Origin of the sequence: Petrotoga mexicana DSM 14811, assembly GCF_002895565.1 — a bacterium.
GTDB lineage: Bacteria > Thermotogota > Thermotogae > Petrotogales > Petrotogaceae > Petrotoga > Petrotoga mexicana.
On the sequence record NZ_AZRN01000031.1, the window covers coordinates 19303 to 42326 of the forward strand.

Annotated in this window: 20 protein-coding genes and 2 tRNA genes; 9 read left to right on the forward strand and 13 right to left on the reverse strand. The window is 33.5% G+C overall.

Annotated elements, in window-relative coordinates; genetic code table 11:
* Positions 1-5 precede the first annotated feature (5 nt).
* The 5 genes from X927_RS06635 to X927_RS06655 all read left to right on the forward strand — a co-directional run bounded on the left by X927_RS06635 (position 6) and on the right by X927_RS06655 (position 3293).
* The gene (locus X927_RS06635) at positions 6-461 is read left to right on the forward strand and encodes a peroxiredoxin (protein ID WP_211287830.1); all 456 of its coding nucleotides are present in this window, start codon (positions 6-8) and stop codon (positions 459-461) included.
* 65 nt (positions 462-526) lie between these two features.
* Complete coding sequence (locus X927_RS06640) at positions 527-1003, forward strand: DUF192 domain-containing protein (protein WP_103077313.1); 477 nt, start codon at positions 527-529, stop codon at positions 1001-1003.
* On the forward strand, positions 973-1119 hold the full coding sequence (locus X927_RS06645) for a hypothetical protein (protein ID WP_211287831.1): 147 nt from the start codon (positions 973-975) through the stop codon (positions 1117-1119). The genes X927_RS06640 and X927_RS06645 overlap by 31 nt, the downstream gene beginning before the upstream one ends.
* A 27-nt stretch (positions 1120-1146) precedes the next feature.
* Positions 1147-1235 (forward strand) — tRNA-Ser (locus X927_RS06650).
* 27 nt (positions 1236-1262) lie between these two features.
* The gene (locus tag X927_RS06655; protein WP_103077314.1) at positions 1263-3293 is read left to right on the forward strand and encodes an alpha-amylase family protein; all 2031 of its coding nucleotides are present in this window, start codon (positions 1263-1265) and stop codon (positions 3291-3293) included.
* Positions 3294-3313: 20 nt separating this feature from the next.
* On the opposite strand, the gene X927_RS06660 is transcribed toward X927_RS06655, so the two are convergent.
* The 10 genes from X927_RS06660 to X927_RS06705 all read right to left on the reverse strand — a co-directional run bounded on the left by X927_RS06660 (position 3314) and on the right by X927_RS06705 (position 14256).
* Entirely contained in the window at positions 3314-5452 is a 2139-nt protein-coding gene (locus X927_RS06660) for an RNA degradosome polyphosphate kinase (RefSeq protein ID WP_103077315.1), read from the reverse strand.
* A 13-nt stretch (positions 5453-5465) separates the two neighbouring features.
* Complete coding sequence (locus X927_RS06665) at positions 5466-6989, reverse strand: Ppx/GppA phosphatase family protein (RefSeq protein ID WP_103077316.1); 1524 nt, start codon at positions 6987-6989, stop codon at positions 5466-5468.
* A 2-nt stretch (positions 6990-6991) separates the two neighbouring features.
* Positions 6992-7933 carry an ROK family protein gene (locus X927_RS06670; RefSeq protein ID WP_103077317.1) on the reverse strand — a complete coding sequence of 314 codons (942 nt, stop codon included), beginning with the start codon at positions 7931-7933 and terminating at the stop codon, positions 6992-6994.
* Between the two features lie 29 nt (positions 7934-7962).
* Complete coding sequence (locus tag X927_RS06675; RefSeq protein WP_103077318.1) at positions 7963-8841, reverse strand: CHAD domain-containing protein; 879 nt, start codon at positions 8839-8841, stop codon at positions 7963-7965.
* Positions 8808-9293 (reverse strand): phosphohistidine phosphatase SixA, encoded by a 486-nt coding sequence (gene sixA / locus X927_RS06680; protein ID WP_103077319.1) that lies wholly within the window; start codon positions 9291-9293, stop codon positions 8808-8810. Before sixA ends, X927_RS06675 begins: the two co-directional genes overlap by 34 nt.
* 30 nt (positions 9294-9323) lie before the next feature.
* Complete coding sequence (locus tag X927_RS06685; RefSeq protein ID WP_245855495.1) at positions 9324-10013, reverse strand: DUF2238 domain-containing protein; 690 nt, start codon at positions 10011-10013, stop codon at positions 9324-9326.
* A gap of 206 nt (positions 10014-10219) precedes the next feature.
* Positions 10220-10294, reverse strand: a tRNA-Asn gene (locus tag X927_RS06690).
* A gap of 40 nt (positions 10295-10334) precedes the next feature.
* Complete coding sequence (locus X927_RS06695) at positions 10335-11552, reverse strand: anhydro-N-acetylmuramic acid kinase (RefSeq protein ID WP_103077321.1); 1218 nt, start codon at positions 11550-11552, stop codon at positions 10335-10337.
* Between the two features lie 3 nt (positions 11553-11555).
* On the reverse strand, positions 11556-12566 hold the full coding sequence (locus X927_RS06700; RefSeq protein ID WP_169925180.1) for a serine hydrolase domain-containing protein: 1011 nt from the start codon (positions 12564-12566) through the stop codon (positions 11556-11558).
* Between the two features lie 4 nt (positions 12567-12570).
* Positions 12571-14256, reverse strand: coding sequence for a protein O-GlcNAcase (locus tag X927_RS06705; protein WP_103077323.1), 1686 nt, complete (start codon positions 14254-14256; stop codon positions 12571-12573).
* 246 nt (positions 14257-14502) lie between these two features.
* Here X927_RS06705 and X927_RS06710 point away from each other — a divergent pair, with 246 nt between their 5' ends.
* The 3 genes from X927_RS06710 to X927_RS06720 are packed head-to-tail and all read left to right on the forward strand — an operon-like array spanning position 14503 to position 17481.
* Complete coding sequence (locus X927_RS06710) at positions 14503-15765, forward strand: ABC transporter substrate-binding protein (protein WP_103077324.1); 1263 nt, start codon at positions 14503-14505, stop codon at positions 15763-15765.
* Positions 15766-15778: 13 nt separating this feature from the next.
* Positions 15779-16654 (forward strand): carbohydrate ABC transporter permease, encoded by an 876-nt coding sequence (locus X927_RS06715; protein ID WP_103077325.1) that lies wholly within the window; start codon positions 15779-15781, stop codon positions 16652-16654.
* Positions 16651-17481 (forward strand): carbohydrate ABC transporter permease, encoded by an 831-nt coding sequence (locus X927_RS06720; RefSeq protein WP_103077326.1) that lies wholly within the window; start codon positions 16651-16653, stop codon positions 17479-17481. Before X927_RS06715 ends, X927_RS06720 begins: the two co-directional genes overlap by 4 nt.
* Positions 17482-17597: 116 nt before the next feature.
* Here the strand turns inward: X927_RS06720 and X927_RS06725 are convergent, their stop codons facing one another.
* The 3 genes from X927_RS06725 to X927_RS06735 are packed head-to-tail and all read right to left on the reverse strand — an operon-like array spanning position 17598 to position 22154.
* Complete coding sequence (locus X927_RS06725; protein WP_103077327.1) at positions 17598-18977, reverse strand: NlpC/P60 family protein; 1380 nt, start codon at positions 18975-18977, stop codon at positions 17598-17600.
* A 3-nt stretch (positions 18978-18980) separates the two neighbouring features.
* The gene (gene lysA / locus X927_RS06730; protein ID WP_103077328.1) at positions 18981-20291 is read right to left on the reverse strand and encodes a diaminopimelate decarboxylase; all 1311 of its coding nucleotides are present in this window, start codon (positions 20289-20291) and stop codon (positions 18981-18983) included.
* Positions 20292-20300: 9 nt separating this feature from the next.
* Entirely contained in the window at positions 20301-22154 is a 1854-nt protein-coding gene (locus X927_RS06735) for an ABC transporter substrate-binding protein (RefSeq protein ID WP_103077329.1), read from the reverse strand.
* A 330-nt stretch (positions 22155-22484) separates the two neighbouring features.
* Here X927_RS06735 and X927_RS06740 point away from each other — a divergent pair.
* Positions 22485-23024, forward strand: a 540-nt coding sequence (locus X927_RS06740; RefSeq protein ID WP_146026592.1) for an IS110 family transposase, incomplete at its 3' end; no start/stop codon positions are given.

A 23024-nucleotide genomic window follows, 5' to 3' on the forward strand; every position in this document is an offset into this window, starting at 1 on the left:
ATACCATGGCATTGAAAGTTGGAGACGCGGCTCCCAATTTTAAATTGAAAGATCAAAATGGTGATGAAATTTCTTTATCTGGCTTTAAAGGAAAAAAGGTTCTGCTTTCCTTCCACCCTCTAGCTTGGACTGGGGTTTGCGAAACACAGATGAAAAACTTAGATTTAAAATACAACGAATTAGAAAAACTCAACGTTGTACCTTTAGGAATCAGTGTTGATTCATCACCTTCAAAAAAAGCATGGGCTCAAAGTATGAAAATCAACAAACTTAAACTTTTGTCAGATTTTTGGCCCCATGGAGAAGTTGCTAGAAAATATGGTATATTCGATGAAGAAAACGGTTTTTCCAAAAGAGCGAATTTTTTAATCGACGAAGAAGGAAAAATTGAATTTGTAAAAGTTTACGAATTAAGAGATCAACCAGATTTAAATGAAATTATGAATTCTATCAAAAGATGAAAGAAATTTAAATAGGCTTCGACAAAAAGTTCGAAGCCTAATTTATTATAATGGAGTTAAAAATTATGCAGAAAATTGCTTTCATCCTTTTAATTTCGATAATTTTCTTCACCAATTTATTTAGTCAATCGATAAATATACCGGAATTTCCAAAAGGGACTCTAACCATTTCGCAAGAGGGAAGTATTGTAACGATTCCTATTGAAATTGCTAATACGAACGAATTAAGAGAATTTGGTTTGATGTACAAAGAAGATATTCCGGAAGATTATGGAATGCTTTTTGTATTTCCAACCCCTGGAATAAGAGGCTTTTGGATGAAAAACACCTTTGTTGAACTCGACATCGCTTTTATAGATAGCAGTGGAACAATATTAGATATACAAAACATGAAACCTTGTGAAGAATCAACCTGCCCTATTTACATAATTTACAAACCTTTCAAGTTTGCTTTAGAAGTAAAAGCAGGTTTCTTTGATCGATACGGATTCACTGAAGGAGCAAAAATTGAATGGTCAATCAAGGAATTTCAAAACCATTGACATTGTCTTTAAATAAAGATATAATTATAAGGCTGAACTACTCAGTGGATTTTGAAGGTTTAGAACCAGAAATTTTTACCAGAAAGTATCTAAAAGGTTTGAACCTTATTGAATAAATATTTAAATAGTTAACAATAACTTGTGGAGGCGTGCACCGAATTGGCTAAGGGGCCGGTCTCGAAAACCGGTGGGGTTTATCCCCTTGTGGGTTCGAGTCCCACCGCCTCCGCCAATTTTTATATGAGGAGGGAAGTAAAAGATGCCCATTCTATATGAAATTAATAAATACCTACAAAGTAAAATTTCACAGGGGAAAGACGATTACGCAATACCGAAAAGATGGATGCCACCTAATTATACTGGTAAAGTTAAACTAGCAGGGAGAAAGTTTTTTGTTAATCCCTATGAGTTTATATCCAATATAATCGATAATCTATCAAAAAATTCTGCAAAAGACGTGGATTACAGCAAGCCTCTTTCTTTTATTAAAAATATTAAAGAACCGGATTGGATCAAAACTAGCATACTTTATTCAGCTCATGTACGAGCTACGGCTGCATATGTTCATGATCAAACCACTTTATTCGTTCCGATAGACGAAAAAGGTTACACTGAATCAGGTACTTTCCTAAAAATGTTGATGTTAATACCCTATTTTGCTACTTATAACGTCGATAGTATATATTTACTTCCAATAACTCAAGCCAGCAACAAATTTAAAAAAGGTGAAGTAGGTTCACCATACGCAGTTAAGAATTTCTTCTCCGTAGAAAAAGATTATCACGATACTCTTTTGGGAAATGAATTTACCCCTAATCAAGAATTCGGAGCTTTTGTTGAAGCAGCTCATATGGCTGGAATGAGGGTATTGTTAGACTTTGTACCAAGAACAGGAGCCAGGGACAACGATCTTATTTTGGAACATCCCGATTGGTTCTATTGGATAGATATAGACGAAATGAACGGTTTTGCTCCTCCTACAGTTAAAGAGCTTGGATTTGTTCAACCAAGCAAAGAAAATTTAAAAATTGTGTACAATGACGAACAAGTCAAAAATCATCTTAAAAAATTCAGATGGGATCCAAAAACTCAGGAGCCACAAAAATGGGAGAATTTTATAAAAAGAAATAAAAATAACCCAGATTTTTTGGATGAGATAGCAAAAGAGTTTAAAGTAATTACCGTTCCAGGATTTTCAGATTGGATAAATGATCCCCAACCAGCATGGGAAGATGTTACTTTCTTAAGACTCTATCTTTCTCATCCAGAAGAAGCCCTAAACTATATAGATGGGGCAAATCAACCTCCTTATGTGCTCTTTGACGTGGTTAAATCGAGTTTGTTCCCAGGGAAAGAAAAGAATACCGAACTTTGGAACTTAATAGCAAATATTATCCCATTCTATCAAAAAAATTTCGGTATAGATGGTGCTAGGTTGGACATGGGCCATGCTCTACCTGATGAACTTGAACATGAAATTATAAAAAGGGCGAAAGAATACGACCCTGCCTTTGTAATAATAGCGGAAGAATTGAGTATGGACAATCATATAAAAGCTAAAAAAAGTGGCTACGATGGAATTTTGGGAAATTCATGGTGGGCTGAGCCAAGAATAAAAGAAGGCTGGTTCAAAAAATTCATTTCAGAAATAGCACCAAAAATATCTTTACCTACATTTGCTACGGCAGAGACACCAGATACCCCAAGAGCGGTTACAAGAGAAGGTAAAGAAACTTTCTCAAAATTAACAGCGGTGGTAAATACTTTCATGCCAAACGGAATAACATTCATAAACTCTGGATATGAGCTTTTTGAACCTCAACCTATGAACACAGGCCTAGATGTAGAAGATCCTGTGGAAGAAAGATTTAAAAATTTACCTTCAACAGATCAATTTTATGGCAAACTCGCATTCTTTGATTGGTATGTATTGCACTGGGATACAGACCATCATATGGTGAAATTACTTTCCTTACTAGGCACACTAAAAGAGGAAGTCAAAGATCTTTTGAAAAATCCTAACAATTACCATTTTATTGATTTTTCTGATGATGCAAGTGCAATGTTTTGGTGGAACGGAGAAAAAGGAGTTGTAATAGCTATCAATACCAACTTTAAAAATCCTTATTTCTTCGATATAGACCTTGGATATTATACCTGGAAAAGTGATCATAACATACAAACAAAATTGGAAAATTACAGAAGAGGAGAAAGCTCTTGGAACGTTCAGGATGCACATTTAAGAGTAACAATCAATCCGGGAGAAGCTAGAGTGTTTTTTATACATTAAAAAGGGCTTTTAGCCCTTTTTTATTTTAATTTTGGAAAGTTAAACTTGTCGACTTCTTGCTTTTTTATAAATTTTCTAAACTTTTTCTTTGCTTCCTTCATCAGCTCATCTTGAACTATAAACAATTTTGACTTTTTCTCCGTTGGTCTTTTATACTCTCCATTCGGTTGTAACTCTCTTGCTTTGAAATTATCTTTTAGATAAAGGTTCAATACATATATCAATCGCTGCTTCAAATCTTCCTGCTCTATTGGTATCAAAGATTCAACTCTCCTATCCAGATTTCTAGGCATTAGATCGGCACTTGATATAAATAATTTAGGTAATCCATTATTTTCAAAATAATATATTCTACTATGTTCTAAATACCTTCCCACTATACTTCTAACCGTTATACCTTCACTAACACCTTTTATTCCTACTTTTAAAGCACATATCCCTCTAACGATCAAGTTAACCTTTACACCGGCCATGGATGCCTTATATAAAGCTTTTATTATAGATACATCTAGTAAGGAATTAACTTTTATTATTATTCTCCCTTTTCCACCTTTTTTAACTGCATCTATTTCATTATCAATCCATCGTAAAAAAGTTTCCCTTAAACTTGTAGGGGCAACTCCTAATTTTTTCCATGTTGGAGGTTTTGAATAACCCGTTAAGATGTTGAACAGTGCTGATACATCTTGAGCATAACTTTCCTTACAAGTAAAAAAATCTATATCTTCATATAATTTTGCAGTTATGTAATTGTAATTCCCTGTACTCATATGAACGTATCTCTTGATCCCACTTTCTTCTCTTCTAACAATCAACAATAGTTTTGCATGTACTTTTAATCCGACAAGCCCATAAACAACGTGGCAACCCGCTTTTTCCAACTCCTTAGCCCATTGGATATTATTTTCTTCATCAAATCTGGCTTTGACTTCTACCACAACGGTAACTTGCTTGCCGTTCTCTGCTGCTTTAATAAGATAATCTATGATTGGAGATGTTTTCCCAACTCGGTACAAAGTTTGTTTGATTGCCAACACTTGAGGATCTTCTGCCGCCTGCCTTAAAAAATCTATCACATGCTCAAAAGACTCATAAGGGCGGTGTAAAAGAACATCTTTTTCCCTAAGTACCTTAAAGATATCCTCTTTGCCATAAAAGCTTGGGGAAGGTTGGGGAGAATAATACTCAAATTTTAAATGCTCATACCCTTCTAAATTAGCAATTTCCATAAGAGAACTCAAATCTAAAAGATTGGAAATCTCATAAATATTATCACTTCTTAAATTTAGTGCATTTACAAGGAAATTCCTCAGGTTCTTTCCCATATTTTTGGATATTTCTAATTTGACAGGAAAACCTGTTTTTCTTTCTTTAAGTGAACTTTCTATCTCAATTAACAAATCTCTGGCATCATCTTCGTCAATAGAAAGGTCTCCATCACGTGTGATTCTAAACTCAGAAATCTCAATTACTTTGTATCCGCTAAAAAATAAATCAGAATGCATTTTTAAAAGATCTTCAGTTAAAAATAAACATGTGCCATCCGTGCAGGGAATATTTATAAATCTTGGAAAAATCGTTGGTAAGGGTATAAAAGCATATAACCTTTCCTCTTTTTCATCTTCTAACTCCACAACTAGATTTATGCCGCTACCAGGTAATATCGGAAATGGTCTACTTTGATCGACAGCCATGGGAGTTACTACGGGAAAAACCGTCGTTTGAAAATAATTATCTAAAAACTCCTTTTTTTCTTCATCAATCTCATTAACTTTGAGAACTTTGATGTTCTCCTTTCCTAAAGAAGGTAGTAGCTCACTTTCTAAACATTTATATTGCATTTCCACCATTTCATGTGTTTTTTGTGAGATCTTCATTAATTGATCTCTAGGTGTTAAGCCAGAAATATCCATTCCACCGAAACCAGCTTGAAGTTGTTCTTCCAAGCCAGCTACCCTTATCATGAAAAACTCTTCAAGATTGGATGAGGTTATGGAAAGAAATTTGACTCTTTCTAAAAGAGGGTTTGTTGTATCATAGGCTTCCTCTAATACTCTAAAATTAAAGTCCAACCAACTTAGCTCTCTATTATTATAATATTTGTAATCGTTCAAATCTATTTTCTTTTCTTTTCTTCTGTTGCTACTAGTTTTTGCCATAAATCTCATCCCTTTATAATTTTTTCAATAACTCTGGAAGTATTCCAAAAACTTCCAAAAAGAAATTATCCTTCCTTTTCAATGCCCACTCTTCTAACAAAGTTTCCTTTGGTGTATGAGTAGTTATAATCAGATGATTACCCTCTAAATTAACTTCAATATCTCCCAATTTGCTCTCATGAGCGACATCTAAGGCATCTGCAAGCCTCAATATGGCAAGCATCTTTGTTATCAAAATCTTATCCGGTATGTTTTCCAATTGTGATGAATAATCATCAATCTCCAAATCTTGAGCACTGTGGAAGTAAGCGATCCTTGATACAATGTCTAACTCTCTAGAAGTTAAACCTATGATCTCTGAGCCTTTAATTATGTTATACGAATGCAAATAATGTTTTTTAATATTTACATATTTTCCAATATCGTGTAAAATAGCAGCCACTTGCAAAAGGAGTCTATGTCTTTTGCTTAACTGATGAATCGGTTCTAAAACATCAAATAATTTTATCGCATATTTTTCTACCGTTTGACTGTGAGTCTCCTCATAGAAATATCTTTTACCTATATTTCTAGAAGAGATAATTGTACTCTTTTCCAATAAATTAAAAAATCTTCTATATTTTCTGCTCAACAACCGTTGAAATAACAAGCTCCTACTTAAATTAACCTTCGGAAAAACTAAAATATTTTCAGCTCCCGATACTTCTAAAAGTAATCGATAAAAAGCTAAAGCTGATAACAACGAATTCGCTTTACTTTCAGAAATATCGTATTCTCTAGATAATTCGGTGGCATTCTTTGATTTCAAATTCTGAAAAAGTTTATCGAACTCCTCTTGGGGAATGTTTAATACTTCTTCTTCATTTTTTCCCAAAAGTCCAGCTAAAAACTCAATTTCATTGCCACAAGTTACAAAGGTTTTGATCTTTTTATTAATAAGCCAAACATTTATAGGCTGATAAAATGTGTTTAAATACTCTCTGATTAAATTACTATAGTGTAATGTGTTTTCTTCCAAATCTCTGAGCATCTCTGAAACTTTAACAGAACCTATTTTTATATTTTGAGAACTATCAATCAAACCCTTAGAATACGTTGCTAAACCCATGCTTCCCGTTCCTATGTAAACAAATAAAACATCATCCCTTTTGTACTTTTTATATTTTTCAAAGTTCCTTATCAATTCCATGTAGATATGTGATTTCTCTTCGTAATCATCTAAAACGTCGATAGTAAAACCTGTTCTTGTTTCGATCTGATCCAAAATAAAATCTAAATTTTCTGCTTCTCTCAAAGCGGTGGTACCTACTACTTTCAATTTATTAGCTCCATATTCCTCTGCAACCCTTTTGAATCCTAAAAGTTTTTGACTTAGGATCTCTACTTTTTCAAAAGATATCCTTCCTGTTGTGAAGGTATCTCTTCCTAAGAATAAGGGATAATCCAAACTTTCTATTATATCGATATCATCTTGATCGTTCTGAGCAATATCAAAAGATATATTTTCTGTTCCTATGTTTATAACACCTGCGACCATTGTTATACACCTACTTTTTCTTTAACAAGTGAAAAAGCCCCATACAAGCATGCATCATCCAGCAATTGAGATAATTTAAACTCACAACACTCAAAGATATGAGGTATAGAGTACTGCTTGGCTGTTTCAACTACTATAGGCATCAATTGTTCCCCTAATGCCTCCATTACTCCCCCTCCTAAAACGATAACTTCAGGATTTAGTAAATTAATAATGGAACCGGCATTTATTCCTATATATCTTGCGGCATCATTCAATATCCCTCTAACAAGATCGTCCCCTTGATCATAAGCAGCTTTCAAAGTAGAACTTTTCACTATGCCTTTCAAATCACTGCTTTTTATTAAGGTTTTCTCGCCTCTCTCTTTTTTTCTAACTATTTCTCTTTGGATAGCTACTTTAGAAGACAAACTTTCCAAACAACCACGAAGATTACAACCACAAAGAGGGCCTTCAGGGTACACATTCATGTGCCCAATCTCAGCAGCGAAATTGAACGAACCTTTATATAATGATTCATTCAATATTAAACCGCCACCTATTCCTGTTCCTACAAAATAACCTACGGCGTTTTTTACTCCTTTAGCGGCACCAAACTTCCATTCCCCATACATACTCGCATTAGCATCGTTTTCTATAATAGTTTTGATATTGTATTCCTTCTCAACAAAATTGACTAAATTAAATTCATTCAAAGGCATGTTAGGAGTAAAGGTAATTTTTCCATCTTTTATAACTCCTGGTACACCTATTCCTATCCCTTTTACATCTTTATTCTCCTTCAGTAAAGAATCCAAAACTTTCTTCAATTGTTCGACAACTTTTTCTTTGCCTTTTGAACTTTTGGAACTCTTTTTCTCTGACTTCAATTTGTTACCTTTCTCATCAAATAAGGCGCCAAGTATTTTGGTTCCCCCTATATCTACCCCTATCCAATTGCTCATTTTTTCACCCCTCTTTATAAGATTTAAATTTAAGCCTTTTCGCTACAAATATTGTCGTATAACTTTTCAAAAATCTCACTCACCCCAACATCTATCTTCCCTTGTAATTGGTTTATTTCTTTATCAATTTCTTTTAATAAAGCTTTAATATTATCTTCTTGAAATTTTTTTACCAACTTTTTCTTTAAAATAATCAAATCATGATGAGTCCCCAAAATATCTTGAATCTGCTTAAACATGTCTTCTTCAAGTAAAGTTTCACCTTTCAATGCTCCCAATATCTCTGTTTTATAACGCAAGTCTTTAATCTTTATCCTTATTTTATGAAGCTTTTTATCGTCGCTTCTATCAGTATTTTTAAAGTCTTCATGAACTTCTTTAAATTCTTTTTTATAAAGATTATCAAAATAAGGATCATTTATCTGAAAATTTTGTACAAAATCAAACACCAAGAAACTCAAACAACTTTCTAGTAGATGATCTAACTCCGAGGTTTTTAAAGAACTTAAATAACCTTTCAACTTCTCTTTCTCTTTACTGTATTTTTTCTCGAAATAATCGATTATTTCATTATTTTGCTCTTCAATTTTCTTAAGAAAATCTAAGTGAACTTGATAATCTCTTGATTTATTGCTTTTTTTTAATATCTTATTTACTTTTTTCTTAGCTTTCTTAGAGCTTTCACGTTTTGAAAATCCTTCCAAAAAATCTATACTTGCTTCTATCCTTCTACACGATGTTCTCATGTCGTGAACACTATCTTCCCCCTTTTCATCAAAAACATAAGAAATGTTTTTTAGGAGACGGTTTTTCATTTTTTCAAAATATTCGATGTAACCTTTTAAAAATATCCATGGATTGGCTGAAATATCGTTTAAGAGCTTAGTGACTTCGGATCTACCATCCATTTTAATTTTCCTTTTCCAGATAAAATATCATCGAATGATTCTCCTTCAATACAAATTACTCCCGCTTTTCTCAAATGCAAATCATCACCAGTTAATCTTTTTGCAAGTTCGTCAAAAGTTGGATTGTGTCCAAATATCATTACATTGTTATACCCTTTCGTAATATTTGAGATTTTTTCAATTATCTCTTCTACTTCTCCATCATACAGTAATTCTTCTTCTATTACCTTTGGCTTTGATTTAAAAGACTTTGCAAAGATTTCTGCGGTTTCTTTCGCTCTTAAAGCAGGAGAGGTAATCAAAAGATCAACCTTATTTAAAATTTTAGCCACATATTCTGCAACTTCTCTAGAATCGTTTTTACCAACTTTTGTCAACTTTCTTTCAAAATCATCAATTTCCGAAGATCTTTTTTCTGCTTTGGCGTGCCTAACTAATATTAGGTTTTTCATATGTGAACTTTCCTCCTTCTATGAACGTTTTTAAAAAGAATTCACATAATCTCTTAAAGCTGATCCGATTCTTTCTAGCAGGGAATCCATATCACGAGTTTTGTTCAATCTTTTCAGAGTGTTCCAAAAAATATATATTCCCGTTAAACTTCCTATAAAGTTTCCAATAAAATCCGTCATTGTATCAAAAAGGCTATCTTCTTGAGCTAATCTGTATCCAGGATAATCTCTAAAGATTAGATCCGAAGTAAACTCTCCTACTTCCCAAAACACGCCCAATGTCATAACAATAGAGAGGGTAACAACAAATATTTTTAGAAAGAAAAAAGGCATTTTCATCTTAGTCCAGATTAGTTCAGAACCCATCACCAACGGATATATAAGAAATGAAAGCCAAATACCTCCTGTAAAATGAAGAATAAAATCGTAAATTTCAAAATAATCGTAAAATTGATACCACATACCAAATACACTATGTAAAGAAATTTGAATTATTGTTACTGTACGTATTTCTTCAAGAATCGTAGACTTTGTCACCCATTCAAAAATCCAAGTTAAATAAACTCCAAAGGCACTTAAGAGGTATCCTAAAAAATGCGGTAAGTTAAAATCCCAAATGCTTCCTATAATAGGGATAAATACGACAAAAGAAAAAAACAAGTTAATAGTTCTTAAAACAGAATAAACCGTTGAACTTGAAGTAAACATGGTTTCTTTCACTAAAGGATCTCTTACTAAAAAATGATGGATTTTGTCAAATTCTATTTTTGCTTTTTTCAATGTTTTCGAAAATTTGGGTGTAATTGGTATCACCTCATTTGAGTTTTTTACATATTCTATAATTCATTTCAATTATACCATTTAGATACAAAAACAAAAAAAGCAGCGAACTAATTCGCTGCCATGAGGGGATGATACGACTATGGTGGCTCCGGGTGAGGGATTCGAACCCCCAACCTAGTGGTTAACAGCCACCCGCTCTACCGTTGAGCTAACCCGGAAAAAATTAAAAACTTTCAAAATCCAAAAATGATTATATCATCAAAATGGTGTTTTGTCAACATTTTTATTTTTATCTACGGGGGCTACTTCACCAAGGGTAACAAACCTTTTGGCTCCAGTAATTTGAGGTACATTATTTTTTCTCCCTTTGTAAGTTTGATAAGCTAATACTGCAAACGCTACCGCTTCTTTAGCATCACTTGAAAAACCTAACTCTTCCATCACCACCACGGTAACTTTTTCGCCTATCATCTTTTTTGCATAATATATTATCATCGATACCAAAGTAGGATTATAACTTCCACCACCAGAGATTATAACTTGGTCTATGTTAATACCTATAAATCTTAAGTAAGCATAGACAATCGATTTAGCGGTAAAAGCTGTTACGGTTGCAACAATATCTTCGTCGTCTAATTTCATGCTTTTTCCTTTGTTTATTATCTCTTTTGCGTACTTTAACCCAAAAACTTCTCTTCCTGTGGTTTTAGGGGGCTCTTTTTTTATAAAAGGATGAGCCATTAAATCAGCTAAAAGAGTCTCAGAAATCTTACCCTTTTCGCTAATTTTCCCATCTTTGTCATAACTTTGTTCTCCGTTGGTTAGAATTTGAACTACGCCATCTATAAGCATGTTCCCTGGGCCTGTGTCCGTACCTTTTATATCTTCCAACTTAGATTTTTTTGGTATATAGGTGAAGTTTCCTATTCCTCCAATATTTTGCATAACCCTGTTGTAATCATCACTTTTGAACAAAATATAATCAACATATGGTACAAGTGGTGCCCCTTGACCACCCGCTGCAATATCTCTCGCCCTAAAGTTGCTAACGGTGGTAACTTGAGTTCTTTCTGCTATTACACTAGCTTCACCTATTTGAAGCGTGGAAATAAAATCATCACTCACATAATGGTATATAGTTTGGCCATGGGAACCTATTAAATTCACATCTTGCATATTCAAGTTTTTTAATTCAACAGCTTCTTTGGCGGCTTGAGCAAACAATTCTCCAAGCTCGAAATTCAATCTACAGATTTTATCCACGCTACCAGTTACAGGGTCAGAACATTCTAAAATTTTTTCTCTCATTTTTTTACTATATGGTGTGTTTATAAAATTAACAACTTTAACATTTAATTTTTGTTCGTCCTGTTCTGATATTTCAACTAGTGCAGCATCTATACCATCCACTGATGTCCCTGACATTAAACCTATCACCAACATAATATCTTCTCCTTTTACTTCTAAAGTGTTCATTTATTAATGATCTTTTCGAAAAATTATATTATTTATCTTATTTCTTATCACATTCAATTCGGGTTTTTTTAAGAATCTATCGTAATATACAGAATTGGTCAAAAATATTGAAAACAACCCATCTTTTCCAATCCAAATGGATGTGCCTGTAAAACCATTGTGACCGAATCCTGTACTATCAAGTGAGTATTGACATCCTGCAATAGGTGGAGCCATCCAAGCTATATGGGTAGTATTTTCCCCTCTTTTTACCAGAGTAGTGGTAAAAAGATCTAAAGTGTCTTTTGAAACTATTTCTCCACTTAACAAACTAATTATGAAAATCCTTAAATCACTGGCATTAGAAAACAAACCTGCGTTACCACTCACTCCACCTAAATAGTAGGCGAGTTCATCCTCGACCACACCCTTTAATCTTTTACCTTCTCGGATAGATGTGGATACAACTTTATCTTTATTCTTTGGATTGAAACAAGTGTTTCCCATTCCTATTTCGTTAAAAATATCTTCAACATACTCTTTGAAATGCTTTTGAGTAACTTCTTCAACGATTTTCATAAGCGTAATAAAATTTAAACAAGAATATTCATAACACTTGTGGACGTTTTCTTGGGGTTGAATATTGATTATGTGCTTAAGCAACTCTTCTCCTCGATACTTTTGCCATAGGTTTGAATAAGCCCGCATTCCAGAAGTATGAGTTAATAATTCAAAGATTGTAACCTCGCTTTTTGGTCTACTTACCTCTATGAATTTGCCAATTTTATCTTCCAATTTTATTTGTTTTTCATCTATTAGTCTCATAACCGCGGTTGCAGTTCCAACCACTTTGGTGACACTTGCTAAATCAAAGATATCTTCTTCAGTAAGTTTTTCGTTTTCATTTTTTCTTCCGAAAGTATTTTTATACAATATCTTTTCATTTTTGCCTATTAAAATGGATGCTCCAGTATAAACATTATTTACTCCTGATAAAACAATTTCATTTAAAGATTCAATATCTTTTTCTTTCAAATCATCACTGCCTTTCAAAATCTTTTATAAATTTTTCCAAAATACCATCACAAACAACATAAGATCCCAATTTATCTACCTCGTTTTTTATCTCAACTTTTTCACTAGAACTAAACAGTTTACTAGCTATTTCTGCAAGCTGGGAAAGCTTTTTTAACCATGGATGTATATCCTCATATAATTTTTCATTTTTCATGTATTTCAATTTTCTATCAAGATTGCTCAACCTCTCCAAGTACTCCTTTAGCTCTTCCCCTTTATTCAAGGGATCATTTTTGAATTCTTTTATTAGACTTTTTAACTTAATTGATGTTTCCTCAAAAATTCTTGATTTTAAAAAATTTTCACTGAATAATTTCATATCCTCAAATAAGTCTGATCCCACCAAATTAAAAATAGATTTGTTCCATGAACACCAAGGATCGTAGCCTTGTGAGTTCCAAAGATAATCTGCTATTGTTTGTTCTGCAAGCATCGATGCATACGGCTGGTTCATTGGATTTGAGATAATACCTTTTACTTTTGATATACATAAGTCATTTTCTCTGTTCATTAAGGGAGCTAAGAAAAGTTCTCCTTGATCTGCATCGTTTACTGGATAATTATCCCACAAGATCAAATCATGACCGAACTGGCTTGAAATCTTATCTGCGTTTTTTCTACTTACGTTTTTTGACCATACACCTTTCCCTGTCCATATTACAGGAATTTCAGGATTTAAGTTCTCTTTCATCGTCCTTCTGTACATCGAATCTTCTTCCTGCCAGTATTCAGTTGGACAGAGGTACAAGTTAACCTCTGAATCTTTCCCCTTTAAAAATTCGTATAACTTGTTTGCTATATATGTCTGAGCTAAACCATAATTCCCTTCGAACTTTTTTTCATCTTCTTCGTAATTCAACTTTTCAGGGATATCATCGAAAAGAATAGCAAATTTTTTTACACCTTTACTTAAAATTTCATAGTATTTTTTGCACAATAAATCAAACTCTTTTTGATCACTAAATTTCATGCTAAGTCCAGGACTTACACAAAACACAAAATCGACAAAATTATCTTTTGAAACTTTTATTAGCTCATCTATTTTTTCTATTTCTTCTTCCGGATAATCCTCTCGCCATTTTTCCCTGTGATATGGATCGTCTTTTGGAGCGTACCAATAGGTATTCATTTTATTTGTTCCACAAAAATGTATCATATCCAATCTGTTTTGATGGCTCCATGGTTCTCCATAAAAACCTTCAATTATTCCTCTCATTTTAAAAGAAGGAGAATCGAATATTTCAACTACAGGCAGAAGTTTATTCTCAAAATCAACAAGTTGTCTTAGGGTTTGTAGCCCATAGAAAATACCTTTCTTTGATTTAGAAAAGATTTTAACCGTTCTATTTTCTTCTTCCACTTTCATTAAATAACTTTCTAGATCCATAATATCAATGCTTAACTCTATATCGTTACTTTTGATAAATTCATTTAAATCTTTTTCAGTAGGGGAAATAAAAGTTTCTATTTTTAAGTCAGCACTATCTGAGTCTTTTACAAAGACAAAATCTTCACTTGGGAAAAGCTTAATGAAACTTTCTTCTTCAAGATTTTTGAAAATAGAAAGCTTTGAACTTTCAAAGTGAATATTTGCTCCTTCATAGAATAACTTTTTAGGTTTTGGATTTAATCTAAGAAATAAGTTCATTAAAACTCCTCCTTTTCACTATGAAATAAATACTGTTTTTAGAAATTCTAAAACTTGTTTTAGCGCCCCTTTGCCCCACTCCCCACCCTAATTTTATTTTTGAAGTATCTAAATATAGGATAAAGTAATTACTTTATTATCAATAATTGTTTTTTTGTATTATATCATGTTTATTTTTTAAAATGTTCATTTTTTTACAAATATGATATAATTAAACAAAACTTATAAAACTAGGGGGTGTGTTTTATGAAAAAATTGCTTGTTTTAATGTGTGTTTTGATGGTTAGTTTGTTCGTTTTTTCTGAAGAAGTTATAACTTTGAATTTGATTGAAGCCTTTTCAAGCCCCTACAGAACTCCTACCTTAAATAATATAGTACAAATGTTCGAGACTTTGAATCCAGGAGTAAAAATTAACGTTATCTCACCGCCATACGAAACAGCCTATCAAAAGATCAATTTAATGGTAAGTACAGAACAACCGCTTGATATTATAGAGATAGGCGATTGGGATTTAAGTGCTTTAGCTGCTATGGGGAAGTTAGAAGATCTAACGCCCTACATCGAGGCATGGCCTGAAAAAGATGACATGGTCGAAGGGGTTTTAGAAGCCGCCAGCATTTACCACGGTATACCTTATTTGTTGCCTCACGGCATTTTTGTAAAAGCACTCTTTTACAGACCAGATATTTTAGCAAAATACGGGATTGAAACCTATCCAAAAACGATGCCTGAATTGTACGAAATATCAAAGAAATTAACGGAATCGGGCAAAAATCAGTATGGTTTCGCATTTAGAGGTAAGGGTTATCCAACAGCGTTTATTGATATTGTTTTCACTTCATTCTTTGATGACATAGATCCAAACAATATGTATTTAACTAAATCTGGTGAAATTATTTTTGAAGATCCAAGGGCTGTAGAAGCGTTAAATTTCTATGTTAGTTTGTATAAAGACACAGCTCCAAAAGATTCAATAAATTGGGGATGGGATGAGCAAGTTAATTCGTTTGTTTCTGGCATAACGCCTCTATTATTTCAAGACCCTGACACTACTGGCATGCTAAACGAAATGCTTCAGCCTGGCCAATATAAAACTGCCCCAATTCCCTTAGGAACAAGCGGAAATGTTTATCCATCCTTCGGATTTGTGGGCTGGGGAATTCCTACATATTCAGAACATAAGGATTTGGCTTGGAAATTCATTAAATTCGTTGCTTCAGCTGAAATAAATGGTTATTGGAGCAAAAGTTATGGTGCTTTACCAGTATTACAATCAGTTTACACTTACGATTCGTATTTCAGCTCAGAAATTTTCGAAGGTTGGACTAAGATGTTTGACGATCCCGAACATTATCAATTTACACAGTACCCCTTGGATAATGAAAACTGGGGAAAGTGGAATGAATTCCAGGAAAAAACGATGCAGCAGGTATTGCTCGGACAACTTTCTGTAGAAAGTTGCTTGAAGCAGTGGACTGATTTTTGGAAAGATGCAGGTATATTATAAATAGGTGATTTAATTGAAGCGAAGAAAATTTATTTTTTTCTTGTTATTACCCACTTTGTTATTAATATCTTTTATTATTTTATACCCCACTGTCAGTGGGGTAATGTTATCTTTCAAAAATTACTCCCTTTACAACTTCCAGAATATTGAATGGGTAGGCTTTGAAAATTTTAAAGCCATTTTTTCTGATCCTTTTTATATAAATACTATTTGGAACACCTTGGAATGGGTTTTATTCTCCGTGTTTTTCCAATTGATCTTAGGCTTTATTTTAGCCCTTTTGATGAAAGAACCTTTTAAAGGTAGAGGTATATATGCAGGACTAGTTTTTTATCCATGGGCAATTTCTGGATTTGCAATAGGCTTAATTTGGTCATGGTTGTTAAATGGTCAATTTGGGGTTATCAACGATATATTAATAAAAATTGGAATCATTGAAGAAAACATTAGTTTTCTTTCGGACCCTTCGTTAGCAATGTTTTCTGTTATTTTAGTGAATGTCTGGTATGGTATACCTTTTTTTGCCATCATGATTTTAGCAGCCTTACAGTCTGTCCCTGATTCTCTTTACGATGCAGCGGAAATCGACGGTGCAGGTTACTTCACAAAGCTTTTTAATATCACTATACCATATATTAAACCCACTTTGATAAATACCATTTTATTGAGAACCATATGGATTATGAATTTTCCTGATATCATTTACGGGATGACACGCGGTGGGCCTGCTGGCAGCACAGAGATTTTGGCTGTAAAGATTATAAATACCGTTTTTTATGAATCCGACTACAGTAAAGCCGCAGCACATGGTGTGGTTATTATTTCAATTCTTTTCATTTATACTATCATGTACTTAAAATTAACTTCTAAACGGGAGTTTAGCTTATGAAGAAAAAAATTTTTCCTAAAGTTATACGTATAATTTTACTCTCTATGTTTTTTATTTTTGCAATTTTTCCGTTATACTGGATCATACTAACTTCGTTAAAGCCCACGCAGGAAATATATTCATTTCCAATTAAGTATTGGACAAATAATCCCACACTGTATGGATACAAAAGATTATTTGAATTCGTAAATTTTAAAAGGTATTTTGTGAACAGTATTTTCGTATCTTTAGGTGCTTCATTTGTTTCAACAATATTTGCTATGTTAAGTGGATATATACTTTCAAGAAAAGAATTCAAATGGAATTATCCTATTATATTATTTTTATTTTTTTCTCAGATGATCCCAACTTATTTAATCATGGTTCCACAATATACAATGTTTTCAAATTTAAATTTGATCAATAAACTTATAAGCTTAGTAATAATTTATAGTGGTTTTGGTGCAGCTTTTAGTACCATAATGGCTAAGGGGTTTTTTGATAGAATTCCAAAAAGCATCGAAGAAGCCGCATTAATTGACGGATGTAACGAAATCCAATCTCTATTCAAAATCACTATTCCCTTAATGTTACCCGGGCTATCAGCTATTCTCAGTTTTTCTTTTGTCAATAATTGGAATGAGCTGTTTACAGCGGTTATGTTTTTAAACACTTCCGACAAATATACTGTACCTGTAGGGCTATATTCTATTGTATCAAAGGCGGGTGTTCAGTGGAATGTGCTGGCTGCTGGAATTGTGATCGCTCTTTTACCAACAATAATAGTATTTGCTATCTCGCAAAAGTATATTATTGCAGGGCTTACACAGGGAAGCTTAAAAGATTGATAAAGATTTTTAAACAATCATTTCTTCTTTCACCAAAAAAGCCTTAGGAAAACTAAAAAATTTCAAAAAAATATACCTCACCCAAAAAGATAGAAAGATATAAGTTCCGATAATTTTTATATTTTATTAAGACCTTGTGTGATTTTTACGGCCGATGAAAGAGAGTCCAAATAAGTAGTTCTCGTACCTAAAGTATAGGCAGAAAGAGGCATAATAAATGTACCATGAATATCGAAACTCTCAAAATCTCCATTAGTTTTTTTCTGCTTAAAGCCCGCCCCTTGATGCTTTACATAGTATTCATTTCCAAATTTACCTAAATACATCATCACGTGACCTTTCATAAAAAGAATATCCCCGGTTTTTAAACCATCTAATATTATTTTTCTTTCCTCTGTTTGCTGAGGGAAAGAAGTTCTTTCAGCAGGAGTCATGATTTCTTGATACTTAGTATCTCTTGGCAAATATATTCCAAAACACTTAAATATATCCATTATGAAACGCGAACAATCTCTATTGTAATCGCTCCCTCCCCAGCCATATCTTTCACCAACCATTTTAAACGCTTGTTTAATTAAATTTCTCTGGTTGAAATCAAGGAAAGAAGTTTTTACTTCTTTTGCCGAAGAAATTGGGAGAATCCCATATGTTTCATTGTCCAATCTATTTTTAAGAGGGATTTTTATCGGATAACACCCCTCAGGAAATAAGGTGTTCGTTTCAAAATAAAATCTATTTGTTTCATCTTCATTTGCTAGAACTAACTTATCTCCCATCTGAAAATGAAATTTACCAATTATAGGCATCTCTTCAGTGCAAATTTTACTTTCCATCAATATTAGAGTTCTTGTCGATTTATTATAATCAAAAAACTCTTTTTTAGAAACTTCGATTAAATTTTTTCTATTTATCCACCCTGAATAAAAAGAACTCTGAACAAAATACCAATTTACTTCAAAACTTCTTCTGTATATTAAAATAGGTTCTCCTGGTGAAAGAGTGGTGAGCCTGGTAATATCATGAAAAGGACGATTTGGTGTTATTCCTAATGGATATCTGAAAGGAATGGATTTTAAACCGCTTCTATCAGTTACTAAGCCAAAAGATATTGAAATATCCTCAGAAATCCCCTTTTTGAAATCTCTAAATTTTGAGAGAAACTCTCTTAACTTATCTTTGTTCAATGGTCTTATTTTTTCACTATCTTTGAAAAATAAATTTTCTCCGATTAATTTTTCTAAATCTTCCAATGGCATTACCTTTTCAATTTCGTTTATAAAATTATTTGCTATTATTTCATCTTTTGCATTTGAAAAATCGTAATAATAGTTTTCTAAATGAGATTCAACCATCTTCTTGTGAAGAAGATGGTTGAATGATTTTATTTCATATTCATCCATCAAAATTTCATCGGGGTTATCCAATCTATCTATCCAAAAATCAGGATCATATAACCTTTTATCTTTTAAATGAGTACATATAAATTCATTTAACATTCTTTATCTCCATTCGCTATTTTCAATATTCCTTTTTATTAAATCATCGTAAATTTCCCTTCTTGTTATCAGCTTGTGTTTTCCATTGTTAACTAAAACAATGGCAGGTTTTAGAAAACCATTATAATTACTTGACATCGAATAGGTGTAATCTCCAGTAGAGGGGATCGCTAACAAATCTCCAGATTTTATTTCTGGAAGGCAAGTCTCTTCAATTAAAATATCTCCTGATTCACAAGCCCTACCGGCTATTGTAACCTTTTCTAAGTTTGTTTTATCTTTTGACCGATTAGCAATAAACGCCTCATATTTTGCACCATACAATGCAGGCCTAATATTATCAGCCATACCTCCATCAACAACTATGTATTTTTTATTTTCAGTCTTCTTGATCGTGCCAACAGTGTAAAGTGTGGTTCCAGCGTTAGAAATAATATATCTACCTGGTTCTACTATTAATTTTGGAGAAGGATAATGAAATTTACTTGATAAAAATCTAACTTCTTGAATGACTCTTTTTATAGCATTCTGAATATCTATAGCTTTTTCAAAAGTCGAGTGTGCTACACCAAATCCTCCACCAATATCAATTTCTGGTAAAACAACCCCTGTTTCTCCTCTTATTTTGTTTAAAAGATCAAAAAAAGTCTTTACTAACTCCACATAAGGTTCTGCCTCGTTTATTTGAGAACCTATATGTGCATGAATACCTTTTATCTCCAAGTTTTCAGAATTTTTGATGGATTTAATAAGTTTCAACATGTCATCAAAAGGCATCCCAAATTTGGAATTTTTTTGACCGGTTGAAATATACTTATGAGTGTCTGGAGAAATGTTGGGGATAACCCTAAAATAAATTTTTGTCTTTTTTCTTAATCTTTTACTGATCTTTTCAATGTTTCTAAATTCATCTTCATTATCAACTATAATGTGACCTGCATCATTCTCTAGAGCCATAACTAATTCTTCGTTAGTCTTACTGTTGCCGTTAAAGAAAATTTTGTTTACAGGAAAAGAACTATGAAAGGCTATATACAGTTCTCCACCCGAAACCACCTCTAAAGACACATTTTCACTTTGTAAAATTCTACAAAGCTCTGTATTCAAAAATGCCTTCGAAGCATAAGCGATTTCATAATTAGTATAATCAGCGCTATCGAAGACATTTTTTATCCTTTTGATGTTCTCCCTAATTTTAATTTCGTCCAACACTAATAATGGAGTACCATACTCATTAGCTAAGTGAGTACTTTTTACACCAGAAATTTCCAATACACCATCTTTATCTATTTTCAAGTTACCCGTTAAAAACATCTTTTCTCCTTAATCTTCTTTAGTATAAAGATAATAATAATCTCCAGGCCAGATGGGATTATCTATCCACCCTTTTAACCAAGAGCGTTGAACCCTTATCCCTTCTGGCTGATAAAGTGGAACACAAACCGCATGTTTTGATACGAATTTTTGAACTTCTATATAGATTTCTTCTCTTTTTTGAAGATCTGTTTCAACTGCGGCTTTTTCTATCATCTCGTTAAGTGATTGCCCACCAAATTCTGGTCTTGCTAAAGTTGCAAAAGGTACATAATTTTCTCCATAATATAATCCATAACGACCTTCACTATGATAATATGTAAAAATGAAATTGTGAGGATCAGGATAATCTGCTATCCATGATATAACAAAAGCAGGCATCATCAGGTTTTCTCTTTGGTCAAGATAAGTTGCCCAGGGAATCCCTCTAACCTCAACTTGAAACCTTGGATTGATTTTTTCCAAATTATCTCTTATGTTTTCTGCAGCTATTCTCCTTGTATCATTCCCTGTATTATATAATATTGACATTTTAAAACCAGTTTGCCATAATCTTCCATTATAAGCACGTTTAAAATAGTCTTCAGCTTTTTGAAGGTCAAATTCATATAACGGAAGAGTTTCATCAAAACCTAAGAATCCAATTGGTAAAGCTGTTGGTATACGCGTTCCCAGCCCATTTAAAACTCCTTCTATCATACCCTCATAATCAAACGAATAAGCAAAACCTAATCTTACATTTTCGTCTTTAAAAAAGTCAGTTGGTATTCCTTCTCCATCTAACTGACCCGATCCTATGTAAGGCGATTCCGGATTAATTGTCCAATTAAATTGCAAACTCTGAGTTTGAACTTCAGGTGTACCTTCAAAAACTGTTACATCTTTCATCGATTTTACGATATCTAAATATTCAACAGGAGTATCTACAATATCGGCATCGCCTGTTTCAAGCATAGCTCTTCTTGTTGACCACTCGTCTACAGCTTGAATGATTACTCTTCTTATTGGGGCGGGGCCTCTCCAGTAATCGTCGAATCGTTCGAGCGTTACCCTTTGTTGAGCGTGATCCCATTCGACCAATTCATACGGACCTGTTCCCATGGCATGGTCTGCGTATGGAGATTGTTCTTTTGTCCATCCGTGATACTTCCACCAACCTTCTGCATTTCCATCCCATATACCTATTTCTACAGAATATTCTTTGTCTAATATCGCACCCCAACCACTTCCTGAAGCGAGTACATTCAAAAATGGGGCGAAAGGTCTTGCCAAATGAACATGAACTTCATTGCCTTGAACTTCTACTGCAGGATCTATCACATCATAATAGAAATTAACTAGAGAATCTTCGTATTCTGGAGTTGTTGGATTCATATCATCATCAAATATCGTGCCCCATGAAGCACCTACATAATCTTCTACCAAAATTTTAATATCTGAAACCCCAAACATAGGATCTAAAAACATCCACATTGGACCTCCGGCAGGAGCATACAAGATGCCTCTTTCGAAGGTATATTCGACATCTTCAGCTGTTAAATCGTTACCATTGTGGAATTTCACACCTTCTCTTATTGGGAAGACATATGTTGTTCCGCCGTCCCTCAAATAACCATTTTCAACTGAAGGGACAATCGTTGAAAGCATAGGGACAAATTTAGATAAGCTCTCACCATCGTATGCTATCAAGTTATCGTAAACGTTGAAAATAACTTCACCACTGGCGGCATCGTAAGCATGGTGAGGATCTAGAGTATCCGCTTCTCCAATAGTGGCATCGAAGATGATATCAGGGTTTTTCATCTGAGACCAACCAGAGACAACAACTAACATAGCTACCAAAAGTACAAACAATCTTTTCATACTAATAGCCCCCTCGTATAATATGTATAGTTATGAAACTTAAAAAATGGTACTAAAAATCTGTCTTTTGATCTTTTTTATTATTTCTTTTTTTATTATTTCTTTTTTTATTATTTCTTTTGTAAAGAGATGCCCTAATGCTAAAATAGTACCAGGATGATTAGCGAGGGAAGATTCCTTGCCCCCCTGCAAGGCCTTTTGGCCGTTGCCTAAAAAGCTTGTTTCCTGACTTAGCAGTCAACTTGCTAACCGATTACTGCATCACCCTTGATTAGGCCATCAGCAAGGCTATTTTTCATTGGTGGATGCTCATAGAGCGCGAGGTTGCCTTTGGCTGCTAAGATTAGGGCATCTCTTTCTTTCATCCTTTATCTTTTTTCGAAAGGTGGTGAAATAACTATGAATTACGACGTTTTATCTACTTTGTTTGTCGGTATCGATGTGAGTTCTCTAACTAATACAGTTTGTGCAATCGATTTCCAAAACAATAAACTCCTTGATTTTGATACTAAAAATAACAGAATAGGTGCTGAATACATTGCTGAGGCTATCTCCAATTGCCTTGTTTCTAACAACCTTGATTATGTCGTTATCGCTTTGGAAGCTACTTCTTTTTACAGTACTCACATAGCCAATTTCCTGTCAACTAATAAGAAACTTTTGCCTTTTAAACCTCTTGTGTACCAGCTTAATCCAAAAACTACAGCCAATTACAAAAAGACTTTTGTCGATATCGATAAAACAGATCATTTGGACGCTTACGTCATAGCCGATTTCGCTAGATGTGGCAAGATTTCTTCTTCCCCTTGGCGTGGTTCTCAGTTTTTGGCTTTACAAAGACTTACACGCCATAGGTTCCATTTAGTTCAT